Origin of the sequence: Megasphaera stantonii, from assembly GCF_003367905.1 — a bacterium.
Classification (GTDB): Bacteria; Bacillota; Negativicutes; order Veillonellales; family Megasphaeraceae; genus Megasphaera; species Megasphaera stantonii.
Map to the genome: position 1 here is coordinate 625,364 of NZ_CP029462.1, position 16,269 is coordinate 641,632.

Annotated in this window: 14 protein-coding genes and 1 tRNA gene; 2 read left to right on the top strand and 13 right to left on the bottom strand. The window is 55.2% G+C overall.

Features of this window, described 5'->3' with window-relative positions; translation table 11 throughout:
• The first annotated feature begins 93 nt into the window (after positions 1-93).
• The gene (locus tag DKB62_RS02995; protein WP_107196445.1) at positions 94-765 is read left to right on the top strand and encodes an HAD family hydrolase; all 672 of its coding nucleotides are present in this window, start codon (positions 94-96) and stop codon (positions 763-765) included.
• A gap of 66 nt (positions 766-831) precedes the next feature.
• Here DKB62_RS02995 and DKB62_RS03000 read toward each other — a convergent pair whose 3' ends face one another.
• The 10 genes from DKB62_RS03000 to trpS all read right to left on the bottom strand — a co-directional run bounded on the left by DKB62_RS03000 (position 832) and on the right by trpS (position 10,139).
• Complete coding sequence (locus tag DKB62_RS03000; protein ID WP_107196444.1) at positions 832-2,019, bottom strand: S-layer homology domain-containing protein; 1,188 nt, start codon at positions 2,017-2,019, stop codon at positions 832-834.
• 26 nt (positions 2,020-2,045) lie between these two features.
• The gene (locus DKB62_RS03005) at positions 2,046-3,101 is read right to left on the bottom strand and encodes an S-layer homology domain-containing protein (RefSeq protein WP_107196443.1); all 1,056 of its coding nucleotides are present in this window, start codon (positions 3,099-3,101) and stop codon (positions 2,046-2,048) included.
• Positions 3,102-3,217: 116 nt separating this feature from the next.
• The gene (locus tag DKB62_RS03010) at positions 3,218-4,198 is read right to left on the bottom strand and encodes an asparaginase (protein ID WP_107196442.1); all 981 of its coding nucleotides are present in this window, start codon (positions 4,196-4,198) and stop codon (positions 3,218-3,220) included.
• 95 nt (positions 4,199-4,293) lie between these two features.
• Complete coding sequence (locus DKB62_RS03015) at positions 4,294-5,037, bottom strand: alpha/beta fold hydrolase (protein ID WP_107196441.1); 744 nt, start codon at positions 5,035-5,037, stop codon at positions 4,294-4,296.
• Positions 5,038-5,078: 41 nt separating this feature from the next.
• Entirely contained in the window at positions 5,079-5,522 is a 444-nt protein-coding gene (locus DKB62_RS03020) for a hypothetical protein (RefSeq protein WP_087478014.1), read from the bottom strand.
• A gap of 12 nt (positions 5,523-5,534) precedes the next feature.
• Positions 5,535-6,578, bottom strand: a complete 1,044-nt coding sequence (gene floA, locus DKB62_RS03025) for a flotillin-like protein FloA (protein WP_087478013.1) — start codon at positions 6,576-6,578, stop codon at positions 5,535-5,537.
• A gap of 12 nt (positions 6,579-6,590) precedes the next feature.
• Positions 6,591-7,901, bottom strand: coding sequence for an NfeD family protein (locus tag DKB62_RS03030; RefSeq protein ID WP_107196440.1), 1,311 nt, complete (start codon positions 7,899-7,901; stop codon positions 6,591-6,593).
• A gap of 15 nt (positions 7,902-7,916) precedes the next feature.
• Positions 7,917-8,318, bottom strand: a complete 402-nt coding sequence (locus tag DKB62_RS03035; protein WP_107196439.1) for a hypothetical protein — start codon at positions 8,316-8,318, stop codon at positions 7,917-7,919.
• Between the two features lie 240 nt (positions 8,319-8,558).
• Entirely contained in the window at positions 8,559-9,143 is a 585-nt protein-coding gene (yfbR, locus tag DKB62_RS03040) for a 5'-deoxynucleotidase (RefSeq protein ID WP_107196438.1), read from the bottom strand.
• Between the two features lie 9 nt (positions 9,144-9,152).
• Positions 9,153-10,139: a tryptophan--tRNA ligase gene (gene trpS, locus DKB62_RS03045; protein WP_107196437.1), complete on the bottom strand. Its 987-nt coding sequence runs from the start codon at positions 10,137-10,139 to the stop codon at positions 9,153-9,155.
• Positions 10,140-10,688: 549 nt separating this feature from the next.
• Between trpS and DKB62_RS03050 the strand changes: the two genes are divergently transcribed.
• Positions 10,689-11,993, top strand: coding sequence for a purple acid phosphatase family protein (locus tag DKB62_RS03050; RefSeq protein WP_107196436.1), 1,305 nt, complete (start codon positions 10,689-10,691; stop codon positions 11,991-11,993).
• A 170-nt stretch (positions 11,994-12,163) separates the two neighbouring features.
• Here DKB62_RS03050 and ileS read toward each other — a convergent pair whose 3' ends face one another.
• From ileS to DKB62_RS03065, 3 genes are all read right to left on the bottom strand, one after another.
• Positions 12,164-14,959, bottom strand: coding sequence for an isoleucine--tRNA ligase (gene ileS, locus DKB62_RS03055; RefSeq protein ID WP_107196435.1), 2,796 nt, complete (start codon positions 14,957-14,959; stop codon positions 12,164-12,166).
• Between the two features lie 408 nt (positions 14,960-15,367).
• Positions 15,368-15,444: transfer RNA gene (locus tag DKB62_RS03060), tRNA-Val, on the bottom strand.
• A gap of 250 nt (positions 15,445-15,694) precedes the next feature.
• On the bottom strand, positions 15,695-16,261 hold the full coding sequence (locus DKB62_RS03065; protein WP_095629528.1) for a TlpA family protein disulfide reductase: 567 nt from the start codon (positions 16,259-16,261) through the stop codon (positions 15,695-15,697).
• Positions 16,262-16,269 lie beyond the last annotated feature (8 nt).

Here is a 16,269-nt window from a genome sequence, read left to right on the forward strand (position 1 = left end):
GAAGCCCCATGAATTTAGGAAGCTATCGCCGTTGGACAAAGACCGCCGGGAACGGTATACTATGGGTATACTGCGCAAAGGAGGCGGGCCGTCATGCCCCATGAAATAAACCATTCGTACAAAGCCGTCATCTTCGATATGGACGGCACGGTTCTCGATACGTTGTCCGAGCTGACTCATAGTCTAAATCATATATTCAGGCTCCACCAGCTGCCGGAGCTCTCTCCGCAGGAGGTGCGCCTCTGCCTGGGCTACGGCTATACGGGATTGATCGAGCGGGCCGCTCCGTCCGTGCCGGCCGACGAGCAGGCCCTGTTAGCGGAAGAGTTCAAGCAATATTACAGCGCCCACTGCCAAGGCAATACCCGTCCCTACGACGGCGTCGCAGACATGCTGGCAGCGCTGCGAAACGGCGGATACAAGACGGCCATCGTTTCCAACAAAGGACAAGGCGCCGTATCGCTCCTCCACGAGGAGTTCTTCCGCCAGCTCGTCGATTTCTCCATAGGCGAATCGCCGCAGTACCGCAAAAAGCCTGCGCCGGACATGATAGAGAAAGCCCTGCACCTCTTGAACTGCCGACCCGAACAGGCCGTCTACGTCGGCGATTCAGAAGTAGACAAGGAAACGGCGGACAACGCCGGACTGACGTCGGTCCTCGTCACCTGGGGCTTTCGGGATTCGTCCTTTTTAGAAAGCCTTCATCCTGATTACCTCGTCCATTCCTGTCAAGAACTGACCCATCTGTTTCTCCCCAACGACTAAAAACCGACCCTTCAAAGTGAAGCCTGAAACGCTGACTTGGAAGGGTCGGTTCATTTTATTTCTTTTTTAATTCATTACATCGTTTTCCACGTAAGCGATGGCGTTGGACGTCGCCTGGTCTACGAGGGGTGAATAGCTGATATTGTCATGACGGCGGCCGCGGCGGTCCACGTCGTAGCCTTCGCCGTCACCGCTGCGATTTTCCTGCACATGGACAGCCTTTCCCGGAGCGGCCAGGGTTTCAATGCGGATAACGCCTGCTCCCACCCGCTCGGTCAATGCCTTGAGGGTCTGCTCGCTCACCGGGCGGCGGACCGTAACGACGACCTGTTCGTTGACGTAATCAGGAATGGAGCCGACGTAGGTCTGCACGCCTTCCATCCGCACGATCGTATTGACGGCGCTGTTCAGAATGCGGTCGTAGTCGCTCCGGCTCAAGCGGACGCGGCGAATAGACACGGCGTCGGCGCGAGTCACTTCATGCTCAATGCGGTCTTCCAAATACCGGCCTGGGCTGCCTTTTATACCTAACACGAGGGTATTGCCTTCCCAGTACATCGTCCCGTACCGGAAATAGGCCACGGCCGAGCCGTATTCGGCATTGAGGCATTTCATGACCTGCATTTCCACCTGCACGTGGGATACGTAGTCTTCGTCCGAATGGAGCAGGCGGTATATGACCTCGGCCGCTTCCATGCGGGTAATGCCGTCTTTCGGGCGGAAGCGGTTATCTTCCGGCACCATGATATTCTTGCTGTGCAGCACCTGAACGGCCGTCAGCTCAGCTGGCGATACGTCGCCTTCATCGGCGTAGGCTTCTACCTCACCGTCGGCGTCCGCCAGGCGGCAGTACTGCAGATACCGATACAGGACGCCGGCAAATTCTTCCCGCGTCACTTCTTTATCCGGCTGGAACGAGCCGTCTTCATAGCCCGTCAAAATGCCCTGGGCCGCTACGGCCGCCATGGCGTCGGCAGCCCGTCCTGGCTGGACGTCCTTAAACTCCGGATTCGCTAACGGCATATTGGCAGCAGCGTTGTAAATGAGCTGGGCCAAATCGCCGCGAGTCAACACGGTATTCGGATGAAACTGATCGCCCGTAACGAAGGTCAGGCACTGCGTATCGTACAAGTAGTCGACGGCAGCCCGCTGGGGCAATGTGTTCAAGTCCGTATACGGCGCTTCTGCCGAAGCAGCGCCTGCGGATAGTATAGCGGCGGTGCCTAAAACCGCCGCCAAGGCTCTATATTTCATGCAAATGTCTCCTTTTGCGACAATATTTACTGAACTACGATGCGCAGCGCACCGCCGAGGGCGTCGTCCAGGTTGGCCCGCGTTTCTTCCGAAATGGACTGTACGGTGAGGACGACTTTTTCATTGAGATAGTCGACGTCGGTCTTGACGACGGCATCTGTAGCTTCCGTAGCTCTGTATACTTCTTCGGCTTTGGACATCATCTTCTTATAGTCGTCATAGCTGTATTTAGCCGTCTGTACGTATACGACATTTTTCGGTATCGTCTTATCCGCCGCCAGGACGCTTTCCAGTTCGTCTTTATTCTTCTGCGTCTTCACGCCGATGTGGAGGGTATCGCCCTGCCAGTACATAATGCCGTCGCCGGCGAATTTCTTGATCGAACCGTAGGCTTCCGTAATATCCTTAAATACCTTCGTTTCCAGGGACGCTTCCTCCGGCGTTGCTTCCGGCGCCGCCGCCTGAGCCGAATCGGCAGTCATGACGATGCGGTACAATACGTTGACCGCTTCGCCGCGGGTAACGTATTCCTTCGGATTGAAGACGTTGTTGGAGCCCGTCATATAGCCTGCCGCGCCCATTGCGTTGACGGCTTCCTTAGCCCACGGAGAAATCTTGGCTTCGTCGGCGAAGGGGACGGTCTGCTCGCCCGTCGTCGCCATGCCCTTGTAGCTCATGTAATTATAAGCGATGACGGCGAATTCTTCCCGCGTAATGTTCTGCGTCGGCCGGAAGGTGCCGTTGCTGTAGCCGCTCATAATCTGCTTATCGACAAGAGAGGAAATGGCCCGTTCAGACCAGCGGCCCTTGACGTCCTTAAAGTCCGTCGTCACCGCCGCCGAATCTTCGCCGATCATGTTGTTGATAATCGCCGCGATGCCTTCGCGGGTAATATCCTCATTCGGGCGGAATTTTCCGTCTGTGCCGCTGACATAATGGCGGTCATAGAAATACTGTACGGCCGCTTTTCCCCAGTAATTGTCGATGTCCGTCAGCTGCGACGCATTATTTGCCGCAAAGGCGGCCGTGCTGAGGCCGGCAGCCAAGGCAGCTGTTATGAAAACTTTCGCATATTTTCTCATCGTGCATCTCTCCTGTCCATACTATATAGTTCACAGCATCGCTGTATACGTTATTCTCATATCTTTTTTATTTTATCACACTCAAAACGAATAGGGAATAGGCCGTCCTTGGCCAATCAGTATTCCCGGAAGGCCTCTTCGATCTCATGGATATCCCTGGTTTTGAGCAGGGCCAGCTGCAGCAGGATTTTCGCCTTCTGCGGTGTCAGCGTATCGGCGCAGATCGTGCCCTCGTATTCGGCTACGGGCGTAACGGCTCCGCCCAGGGTCCGGCTGGCCCGCACGACGACGAGGCCCTCTTTCATTGCTTTCTGCAGGGACTGCCATACGGCTCCGGGCATGCGGCCGTGGCCAAAGCCGGCCAGCACGAGGCCGCAGACACCCTGCGGGACGAGGGATTCTATCCAGCGTTCCATGCCGACATAGGCGTAGGCAACAACGACGGTCGGCAGGGCGGCACAGCCGCTGCAGGACAAGCCGGACTCATAGGTATGGCGGCGCAGCGGGGCTTGATAAAACATGGGCATTCCGTCCTGCATCAGTCCTATATAGCCGAGCTGACGGCTTTTAAAGGTGTCGACGTGAGTCGTATCGGTCTTTTCTACAAACCGGGCGCTGCAAATCGTCCCGTTCATGACGATGACGACGCCGTAACGGCCCGTTTCGGCCTGGGCCGCCGCCTGCACGGCTTCCAGCAGATTTAAGGGACCGTCGGCGCTGATAGCCGTCGCCGGACGCATGGAGCCGACGAAGACGACGGGCTTTTCCGTATGGACGGCCAGATTCAGAAAATACGCCGTTTCTTCCATCGTATCGGTGCCGTGGGTAACGACGATACCGTCTACGTCGTCCCTGCCGGCCAGCTCCTGCACCCGGGCGGCCAAGGCCAGCCACAGCCCTTCGCTCATATCAGAGCTGTCTATGCTGCAGAATTGCTCGCCCCGAATCCGGGCATACTGATGAACGGCGGGCACAGCCTGCAGCACCTCGTCTATCGTCGCCGCTCCGGCAGTGTATCCTGTCAAATCTTCTTCTGTCGCCGCCTTTCCGGCAATTGTCCCGCCGCAGGCTACGATGTATATATTAGGCAAAGCCATACATAATTTCCTCCAATCGTCTTTATATGAAAAAAGACCGGCATCGCACAGACGCCCAGTCTTTTTCCATGATTCAGTGTATTTCCGCAAGCCGGCTACCTCACGGGAACAGCCAGCGCTTCATCCAGCCATTGCACGGCGTCGCCCATCATATTCGTCGTCACGAAATGGCCCAGGCCGTCGTACGTCCCGTAACGGCTGATAACCTGGCTGTCTTTCGCCAGCTTCTCCATATACAGCTCCTGAGCCTTATTGTCGACGACGTCGTCGGCGCCGCCGTTAAGAGCCAGGACGGAGCGGCCGGCCAGCTTATGCGTATAGGCGTAGGGGTCCATGGCCTGAATCTGCATGGCCAGCACGCGGTAGCTTCTCGGCTTTTCGATGTGGAGCGCCGCCCGGAACCGGCGGTCCGATTCATCCCACCAGCCGGAGCCGTTCAGGGCTACGGCCGTACGGAATTCGGTATAGTGGGTCATGACGCCCAAGGCCGTAAAGGCCCCCATAGAATGGCCCATGACGGCGCACGGCACATGCCGCCGCCACTTGCGTATGTACTTGATAATCGACGGCGCTTCGCGGATGTTTTGAAAAACCGTCTGCCAAAATTCACCGTACGCCGCAGGGCTGTTGTAGTCGATGGGGCCGCGCTCGCCGTGGTTTACGGCTTCGGGAATGAGCACGTCGTATCCGTAAGCTGCCAGCAGATGGCCGCGGACGGATTGGTATTCCTTCTGCGACGTCCAGCCGTGATAAAACAGCACGACGCCCTTCGGCATATCGCCGCAGGTGATCTGCAGGGCCGGAATGCCGTCTATATTAATTCGAGTTTCTCGTATCATATCCTATCCTCACTTTGTCTCATTATGTCCGATGGAAGGCCTTAGCGCCGGTTGCGGCGGCGAGCCAATGGCGGCTGCAGCAGCTCTTCCCATACGAGGCCGGCGTAAAGATCCCGTGCTTCGGGCGTCAAGCCGCTCCACGGTTCTGTTTTTGTCTTGGCCAGCCGGACCGGCGCGGCCGATTTGGGCTGAGGCGGCAGCGACGCGGCGTATGCCGCCAGCTGCGCCGCAGCGGCAGGAATGGCAGCGGCTGGTTCTTCTGCCGGCGCCTTGACCTTTCGCGACCGTATAGGAACGCGGCGCGGCGCCGTTCGGACCGGTTCCGGTTCTTTCTTAGCCGGCGCAGGCGGCTGCGGTTTCTCTGCCGGCGGGGTCTGACGCTTCGGATAACGCCGCTTTTTACGCATGGCGTCGGGCAGAGAAAACAGGATAATCATAATAATGGGTATGACGTAATTTAAGAGGCTGCCGTCGAATATATCCATGGTATCACCTGCTTATTCTTCCGCCTCAGACGTAAATCCGCCTTTATGGCCTTCGTCCTTCGCCGGCGCCGGCTTCGCCTTGGGGATGCCGGCCTGGGCCACAGCCGAGCGCATTTCCGTATCAGCCATGATATTTTTCATATTATAGTAGTCCATCACGCCAAGCGTTCCGTCCCGCAGGGCCTGAGCCAAGGCCAGGGGAACCTCCGCCTGTGCTTCGACAACTTTGGCCTGCATTTCCTGAGTATAAGCCTGCATTTCCTGTTCCTTCGCTACAGCCATGGCCCGCCGTTCTTCCGCTTTGGCCTGGGCGATCTGCTTATCCGCTTCCGCCTGGTCCGTCTGGAGGCGCGCGCCGATGTTGCGGCCTACGTCGACATCGGCAATATCGATAGACAGGATTTCAAAGGCCGTACCGGCGTCGAGGCCTTTGTTCAGCACGGTCTTGGAAATTTCATCGGGATTTTCCAGCACCTGTGAATGGTCGCTGGCCGAGCCGACGCTGGTAACGATGCCTTCGCCGACGCGGGCGATGACCGTCGCTTCGCCGGCGCCGCCAACGAGGCGGTCGATATTGGCCCGGACCGTCACGCGGGCCCGTACTTTCAGCTCGATGCCGTTTTGGGCGACAGCCGAAATAAAGGGCGTTTCAATGACCTTGGGGTTGACGCTCATCTGCACGGCTTCCAGTACGTCGCGGCCGGCCAAATCGATGGCGCAGGCCCGTTCAAAGGTCAGGGCCATCGTAGCCCGGTGCGCCGCAATGAGGGCGTCGACGACGCGGTCTACGTCGCCGCCGGCCAGATAATGGGCTTCCAGCTGGTTGGCATTGACGTTGAGGCCCGCCTTATTCGCCTTGACCAGCGGCAGGATAATCTTCGACGGCACGACGCGGCGCAGGCGCATGCCGATGAGATTGACGATGCCGACGGACACGCCGGCAGCCATGGCCGAAATCCACAAGCCGATGGGCACGAAGTGCAGAAACAGGGATATGGCCACAATGGCTATGACGATGACGATAATCGGTACGGCAAGAACTGATAATATGGACATAAGGTACCTCCTTTACTCGCTACGTTTGGGAACCGGCTCGACGACGACGCGCGTTCCTTCTACTTCTACGACGCGCACTTCTACGTCCCTCTCGATGAACGAGCCTGCCGATACGGCGTCGACTCGCTCCTTGCCGATGCGGATGGTGCCGGCCGGCCGTAAAATAGTAATGGTTTTTCCCCGCTGATACAGGTACTTGCTCTTATCAGACTGGGACGAATAGCCTTTCTCCTTCGTCGACTGCGTCGTCAGCATGAACTTCGCCGCCAGCCGGCTCTTCGGCAGACGCTTGCCGACAAAATAAAACAAAACTAAAGACAAGACGGTTCCGCCGGCTAAAATGTAGACAGAATCTATAGTCGCCCCCAGCGTATAAAATAAGCTGCCGAAGAGCAGCAGCACGCCCAGGACGCCGAAAATCCCCATGCCGGGAGACAGGATTTCCATCCCGACGAAGAACAGACTGCCGATAAACGCGCCTAAGACGATCAGGCTGTCGCCCAGTGAATCCTCGCCGGACAGGAACAGCAGGCCGCCTAAGACGATAGCCGTAATGATGCCTACGCCGATGCCGGCCGTTTTGATTTCTACAAAGATCGCCATCAGGATGAGGGCGATGACGACCATGCGGACGTATTCGTTCTGCAGAATGCCGATGATGCTATCCTTCCAGCTCTTTTCTTCATACTGAACCGACGCATCGCCCAGGCTGAACAACTTCAGCGCCTCTTCCGGCGAATTGGCCGTCCCTTCGGAAATGCCGAGCTCCTTGGCCTGCCCGTCTGACAAAGATAATATCTCGCCGGGCTCGGCATAGTCAGGATACCCGTGGGTCTTGTCGACCATGGCTTCGGCTACGCGGGGATTATGGCCCATATGGGAAGCTGTCGCGCTGAATTCCGATTTCATGGCGGCGATATTTTTCTCCGTATTGGGAATCGGCTCGGCTGCGCCGATGCTGCTTCCCGGTGCCATGACGATGTGGCGGCACGATAAGGCGATGAGAGCGCCTGCCGACCAGGCCCGCGATTTGACGAAAGCAATCGTCGGCAGGGACGTGCTCCGCAGCATATCCCGTATTTTCAGGGCGCTGTCCGCCCTGCCGCCCATGGTGTCGATAGACACGACAACGGCTGTATCACCCGTTTCTTCCGCCAGCTCCAGGCCCCGCCGCACGAGAGCGGCCTGGCTCCCGTCAATTTCACCGGAAATGACGATAGCCCGCACCGAATCGGCCGCCTGAACAGATGGCAGCGCAGCCGCCGAACATAATATAATGAACCATCCAAGTACAACTAACCAAATGCGCCGCACTGCACTCATAGGCACCTCCTTGTATCACTCCTCACCTTCCGGCACGTCGACGCACCGGAAATATCCGGCCTGCCGCAGCGTATGCAGCTCTTCCTGCGACAATGAATGAGCCGCCTGCTTTTCCAATTCCTCTATCGGCTTGGCTTCCATCGCGCGAACGCGCTCCGCCACGGCCTCGTATACGGCGGCCGGCTTATTTTCTTTCATCCATTCCAGCATATGATCCAGCCACTTCCGGCACGACCACGATTCGTCGCCGTGATTATGGCCGCGCAGGATCTGCACCTGTTCCTTTTCCGGAATTTGAGATAAAAACCAGTTCCATTTTTCCCGAGCAATCACATAGCGGTACATGGCGTCCACATCGCGCAGATGCCGTTCATGCAGCTCTAATGTATATCTCGACCAAAATAAACTGAGCGTCATAAGGACTACCTCCACTTACTAAAGTATATTTGCCTTATTTATTATACGTTTCCACACCCGGCAGGTAAATACCTTCTTTTTCAAAAAAAATTCCCGCCGAAACGCATATACCATATGTATCGGCGTATTATCCTTATTATACTAAATCTACAACTTGTATCGCAAAATATTTTTATAAAAAAATAAGGCTTGCCGATCGAAAACCGGTAAACCTTATTTTCTATCTCTTTAAAAGTCCTGTCAGCCCGAATGATTCATTTCATCCAGAGATAAGGAGAAGCTCGGCGCATAGTCAGCCAAAAACATATCAACCTCCGGCATACCCAGCTGCTCCAGCCGCGCTTTCAGCGATGAGAAGGCCTCGGCAAACTCGCGGTTGCCCGCCGCCAGTTCCTGCCGGCACTTCAAATATGCGCTCAGCGTATCAGCCGCCTTGACGAAGGGCCACGCCGGGTCCTCCTCGGCACCGCAGATGAGCGGTTTATAATGGGCATGCAATTCCTCCGGCAGCGTCTGAACCAGCTTTTCCTGGGCCATGGCTTCCACGTCGCCGTAGGTACGGCGCATCTTTTCGTTGAAATATTTGACCGGAGTCGGCATATCTCCCGTAAAGATTTCCGCCGCATCGTGATACATAGCCAGCACAGCAGCCTGCTTCGGGTCCGTGCGGCCGCCGAAATGCAGATTGCTGAGAAGGCAGAGATGATAGGCGATCATGGCCGTCTGCAGCGTATGCTCCTGGATATTTTCTTCCTGCGTGTTGTGCATCAGGCTCCAGCGACGAATGAACTTCATCCGCGCCAGCAGCGCAAAGAAATGGCTCATGACGGCCTCTTATTTCCGGTTCAGGCCCATAGCACGGACGACTTTTTCGTACGTTTCGCTGGCCTTGGCATGAGCCTTCGCCGCACCTTTATCGAGAATTTCATCCAATTCCGGGTCGTTGACCAGCTGGGCGTAGCGGGCCTGAATCGGCTCGAGGGCGGCGATTACGGCTTCGGCCACGTCCTTCTTGAATGCTCCGTAGCCCTTGCCGGCATACGCCGTTTCGACTTCTTCATGGGTACGGTCCGTCACGGCCGAGAAGATTTCAATCAGGTTGGAAATACCCGGCTTGTTTTCCCTGTCGTAGTGGACGGAGTTTTCGCTGTCCGTCTGGGCCCGCTTGATTTTCTTTTCAATGGCCTTCGGTTCGTCGAGCAGATAAATCGTCGCCGTCGTATTGTCGTCGGACTTGCTCATCTTCTTCGTCGGTTCCTGAAGGCTCATGACGCGCGTGCCATCGTGGCCCAGGTAAATATCGGGAATCGTAAATACTTCACCGTACAGGCGGTTGAAGCGCTGCGCCAGGTCGCGGGTAATTTCCATGTGCTGCTTCTGGTCGTCGCCGACGGGCACGTAATTGGTCTGATACAAGAGAATATCTGCAGCCATGAGAGGCGGATAGACAAGCAGGCCGGCAGGAATCGAATCTCCCCGCTTCGACGCCTTATCCTTGTACTGGGTCATACGTTCCAGCTCGCCTACGTAAGACTGGGTCATCATAATCCAGCCCAGCAGGGCGTGTTCCGGCACTTCGGACTGTACGAACAGCGTGGATTTTTCCGGGTCGAGGCCCGATGCGATGTAAATAGCTGCCAGAGCCCGCGTCCGTTCATGGAGAAGCTTCGGGTCCTGAGGCACCGTAATGGCGTGCTGGTTGACGACGCAGTAATAGCATTCGTTACCGTCCTGCATCTTCGAAAAATTGCGCAAGGCGCCTAAATAATTTCCCAATGTAAGATTGCCGCTCGGCTGAATGCCGGAAAAAATAATCGACATAGTATCATCCTCCTCAAATTCAACACATTGCTATGCTATAAAAAAATCCTTCCATCCCTCTATGATAGGGACGAAAGGAAAGACATTTCCGCGGTACCACCCTGGTTGGCAAGATGCCCGACTCATACGCGCACGTTTCATGCGCTCTTCCTCATAACGGCGGAAGTCCCGGCGGCGCCTACTCGTCGTTCAGACCGCATCTCCCGGGCCCATTCCCGCCTGCGTCCTCATGCCGGCCTTCCACTGCCGCCGGCTCGCTGCAAAGGGTGCCGCAAGGGTACTTGCTCCCGTTCATCGACATTCTCTATTACGTTCAATATTGTATATCCTGCCCATCCCCTTGTCAAGCGCCGCAGCAGCACCGATTTAAGGGCATGCCATGCCTCCATCGTATTTCTTGCCATAAAAGGCAAGCATTAGACATGATCGGATTTAAAACCTATAATGTAATTAGTAAGAATACCTTATGTTAAAGGTCTTGACTTAAAGCAAACTCCATGTGATATGATAAAGTTCATCTCAGGATATACACCGCAAGGAGGGCTGCAAATGAATAAAAAGAAACTGTTGAAACGAATTGTTCCCGTATTGCTCATCGCCTGTGCCGCCGCGTACGCCTTCATTCCCGGCGTCAAGACGGCAGCCCAGCAAAGCCTTCGGACAACAAAGTCCCTGGCCGCTCATTACGAACTCACCAGCAATGTAGACGCCATGAACATCCGTCAGGTCATTACGGAAGACAGCGAGACGTCGCGGACCGTCATGTGGCAGTCGGCAATGGCCGAAGACGACGCTGTCGTAGAATATCATAAGCAGGGCCAGGACGAGGTCTACGCCGTCGCGGCGACGAGCGAAGCCTTTACGGACGACGGCGTGACGACGTATATCCATAAAGCAACGCTGACGGAGCTGTCGCCCGGCACAGCCTACGAATACCGCGTCGGCTACGGCCAAAAGCGAAGTGCCTGGATTCCCCTGCACACGGCAGAAGGAAACGAATTTAAAGCCCTGATATTTCCCGACTCACAGTCCAGCGATTACAGCGTATGGGCCGCCACGCTGGACCCGGCCTGGCAGGCTCATTCCGACGTCCAATTCGTCGTCTCTATGGGCGACCTCGTCGACAACGGCCAGGATCATTACCAGTGGAACGCCTGGTTCGACGCTGCGGAAGATATGATCAGCAAGATCCCCATCGCGCCGGCGATGGGCAATCACGAAACGTACAACCGCGACTGGAAGATCCGCATGCCCGAAGCCTATCTCCGCCTGTTCGCCCTGCCGGCCAACTCGCCCGAGCCGTATCGGAACCAGTTTTATTCCTTTGATTACGGCGATGTTCACTTCGTCGTCCTCAACACGCAGATTTCCGAAATGGCCCAGTTCCAGCCCAAGCTGCTGGAAGATGAAATGGCCTGGTTCCACCAGGACATGGCCCGCACAACAAAAAAATGGAAAGTCGTCGTCATGCACAAGGATGTCCTGCAGTACGGATTCCAAAACCGCCCGCAGCCCCGCGAAGAAGGCTTTTCCGAAGAAGGCCGCCAGTGGATGCCCCTCTTTGACGAATACGGCGTCGACGTCGTATTATCAGCCCATCTCCACAGCTATCGCGACCGCGGCCATATCCGCAACTTCCAGCGCGATGCTTCAGGTCCGCTGTACATCCTGACGGGCGTAGCCGGCAGCGTCCAATATCCCGGCTTATGGAAAAACCATTCCCTGGACGAGTACGCAGCGCCTCAGCCGGAAACGGAAAACTACCTGGTCATGGAAGCCTCCGACGATACCCTTACCTTTACGGGGTACCTGCCTTCCGGAGAGGAACTCCATACCGTCTCTATCAAAAAATAATCGTATCAGCCTGCACGGCCCTTCCCCAACAGTACGCCCGGGGGAGGGCTTTTTTGCGGTACATCGCAGCATACTCGCAACGCCGATAGCCTGCAGCCTTCCCTTCAATAACAAAAAACATCCCGCCTGACGAAAGAGCAGACGGGATGCATACGAATAGAATATGTTACTTATTTCAAGACGGAAACGCAGCGTGCGCACAGCGTCGGATGTTCGGCATCAGCGCCGACGGTTTCACTGTGAATCCAGCAGCGTTCGCATTTTTCATGAGTCGACGGAGCGACGACGACCTTCATATCGCCATGGTCTTCGCCGGAAACGGCTTCAGCCGGGGCCGCTTCGTTCAGCAAGGAAACTTCGCTGACGATGAGCAGCGTCGCCAGCTGGTCTTTCCACTGGCTGAGGAAGTCGTAGTCTTCGCCGGAAGCGTAAATCGCAACGGCAGCGTCCAGGGCATGGCCGATCTTCTTATCCTGACGAGCGCCTTCAAGGATACGCGTCAAATCGCGGCGGTACGACAGTAGCGTATTCCAGCGAGCTTCCAAATCGGCGTTCAAATATTCCGGATGAGCTTTCGGCCAATCCGTCAGAAGAACGCTTTCTTCCTTGCCGGGAATCTGCGGCATGTTCTGCCAAACTTCTTCTGCCGTGAAGGACAATACGGGCGAAATGATCTTGACCAGCGTATCGAGAATCTGGTACATTGCCGTCTGGGCGCTGCGGCGGACCTGCGAGTCGGCCTTTTCCGTGTACAGGCGATCTTTGATGACGTCGAGGTACATAGCGCTCAAGTCGACGGTGCAGAAGTTGTGAATCGCATGGTACATGACGTGGAACTGGTAGTTTTCATAGGCTTCCGTAACCGTTTCATATACTTGTTCCAGACGCATAAGAGCCCATTTATCGAGTTCGGTCATATCGGCATAAGCGACGGCGTCCGTTTCCGGATTGAAGTCGCTGAGGTTGCCCAAAAGATAGCGGAAGGTGTTGCGGATCTTGCGGTATACGTCAGACAGCTGCTTCAAAATCTTCGGGGACAGGCGGATATCGCCCTGGTAGTCGGCCGAGGATACCCACAGGCGCATGACGTCGGCGCCGTACTGTTCGATGACTTCCTGCGGAGCTACCGTATTGCCGACGGATTTACTCATCTTGCGGCCTTCGCCGTCGACGGTAAAGCCGTGAGTCAGTACGGATTTATACGGAGCGCAGCCGTTGACGGCTACAGACGTCAGCAGGGACGAGTTAAACCAGCCGCGATGCTGGTCCGAGCCTTCCAGGTACATTTCGCAGGGATAATCCAATTCCGGATCGTTGCAGAGAACGCCCTGATGGGTGCAGCCGCTGTCGAACCATACGTCCATGATGTCGCTTTCCTTCTGGAAATGGGTGCCGCCGCAGTGGGGGCACGTAAAGCCTTCGGGCAGCAGTTCCTTTTCATCGTGCATCCACCACGTATCGGAGCCTTCTTCGGCAAACATCGTCTGCAAATGAGCGATCGTTTCGTCGTTGATGATGTGTTCGCCGCAGTCCTTGCAGTAGAAAATAGGAATCGGAACGCCCCATACGCGCTGACGGGAAATACACCAGTCGCCGCGGTCGTGAATCATGTTGTAAATGCGGTCGTGGCCCCAGCCGGGAATCCACTGTACCTGGTCAATCGCTTCCAGCGCTTTCTGACGATAGCCGTCAACCGAGGAGAACCACTGTTCCGTCGCGCGGTAGATAATCGGGTTCTTGCAGCGCCAGCAATGAGGATACTGATGGCGGAAGGTGCTCTTGGCGAAGAGCGCGCCCATTTCAGCCAACCGTTTGATGATAGGAACGTTCATATCGAAGACGAACTTGCCTTCGTAATCGGGAACCTTGTCGGTATAGCAGCCGTTGGATCCGACAGTGCCGATCGGCTTGACGCCCCACGACGCGTATTTCATGCAGACATCGAAGTCGTCCTGGCCGTGGTCCGGAGCCGTATGAACGAGGCCTGTGCCGGCGTCGAGCGTAACGTGATCGCCGAGAAGGACGGGAACCTTGCGGTCTGCGTAGAAGGGATGCTGGAAGACGAGGCCTTCGATCTGCTTGCCCGTCATGACCTCAGGCAATACTTCGTAGTCTTCTGCCTTGCCGGCCTTCATCGTCGCTTCGACGAGTTCCTTAGCCATGAGCAGGTATTCTTCGCCGATTTTGACCCATACGTATTCAAAGTTTTCATTGGCGCAAATGGCCATGTTGGCCGGAATCGTCCAAGGTGTCGTCGTCCAAATCAAGGCGAATACCTTATCCGGATCGGCACCCTTCGGCATGTGGCAATTCAAGTCAACAGCCTGGAATTTTACATAGATGGAGAAGGATTTGTCGTCCTTGTATTCGATTTCAGCTTCAGCCAGGGCCGTTTCGCAGTGCGGGCACCAGTAAACGGTTTTGAGGCCTTTGTAAATATAGCCCTTCTTGGCCATTTTGCCGAATACGCCGATCTGAGCCACTTCGACCTGCTTATGAAGCGTCAGGTAGGGATGATCCCAATCGCCGAGAACGCCGAAGCGGATGAAGTCCTGCTTCTGTTCTTCTACGCGTTCCAAGGCATAATCGCGGCATTTCGCCCGCAAATCGAGGGCAGACATTTCATGGCGGTTCAGGCCCGTATCCTTAATGACGGCGTGTTCAATCGGCAGGCCGTGCGTATCCCAGCCGGGAATATACTTCGTATAATAGCCCTGCTGCGTCTTATATTTTAAAATAATATCCTTTAATACTTTATTTAAAGCATGGCCGATATGGAGCTTGCCGTTTGCATACGGAGGGCCGTCGTGCAGAATAAATTTCGGCGCGCCGTCGCGCTTCTGCAGCCGTTTTTCATAAATCTTGTGTTCTTGCCAGAATTTTAAAAAGTCCGGTTCCCGTTTCGGCAGATTGCCGCGCATGGGGAAATCCGTTTTTGGCAGATGTAAGGTCTTGCCGTAGTCCATTGTGTTTCCTCCTCATTCAGTAAAAAAAATAACGCCTCCATCCCTAAGGGACGAAGACGTAATCACCGTGGTACCACCCTATTGACTGCAGTGCAGCCACTCTATGCCCGTAACGGAGCTACCCGTCGGCTGGTTCACAGCCGAAGCTTCCAAGTGATCCGCCTGCATACCGTCTTTCCCGGGCTCACACTCTTCCCGGTTCGCTGTAAAGACCTCCGACGCAGGCCGTCTTGTTCATCGCATTTTAATATACATAAACTTGTATATAGCCGTATTTTAATAGTTTATATGATATTTGTCAAGACGTTTCAAAGATGAACCCGAAACGAAGGGCTCCTACATGCGCATCCCGGCCGCTGTGCGGCAAAAAAAATAAACCTTACTATGAACTAGTAAGGTTTACGTGTGTGGTGGGCGGTAATGGATTCGAACCATCGACCCCCTCGATGTCAACGAGATACTCTAACCAACTGAGCTAACCGCCCTCAACAGTGCCGCTCCATGCGACTTGTTTATTATACGGCAAAATCAGCGAATTTGTCAATAGTAATTTTATAACTTTTTCACGCTGCCATCAACTTTTTTCCCTTCCTACCATCGATGCAGGAACCATGGTGAATAGGCACCAAAAAGGAATTTCCATCGAGGCCTATTCTGCCAATCCAAACGGGAATATCAATACGGACCAGCCTTCTGAGCGCAGCAACTCGCAACCCAAGGCTTTCGCCCAATACGTCACGGTTCCATCCCTCTTTCCACCATATAAGCCAACGATCTTTCATCGGGCAGCCCTGCGACTCTGTCGGAAATGGCTCCGCCTTTGCGGATCATGACGCACTGCGGGACTTCATATACGTTATAGTCGTCGGCGACAGACAAGGCGCCCGTATAAAAGGGCATGGCATAGGCATGCTGCAAATAAAAGGAGCGGGCTTCTTCTGCCGTGCTGCCGAAAGAAAGGGCGACGACATGGATATCATCGCCGTACCTTCGGTATATATTTTCCAGCACAGGCATTCCCTCTTTGCTGTCGTCGCTCCAGGGCATCCAGAAATAGATGAGCACGGGCTTGTCGTTATATAAATCTCGTATTTCTGTATCTTGCCCGTCCATGGCGCGGATATGGCCGTTATGAGCCAAGATTTCCGTATCGGCTATCATGGCTTCTTCCGCTGCTTTTTCATAGGCCTCCAGCGTCGCCTCTTTCTCCGTCCCCATCCAGAAAGCGACAAAATACGCCGCACAAGCGACGGCGAGGGCCGCGATGATTTTATTTTTTATACCGGCACGTGTTTTATTCATGGCATCAC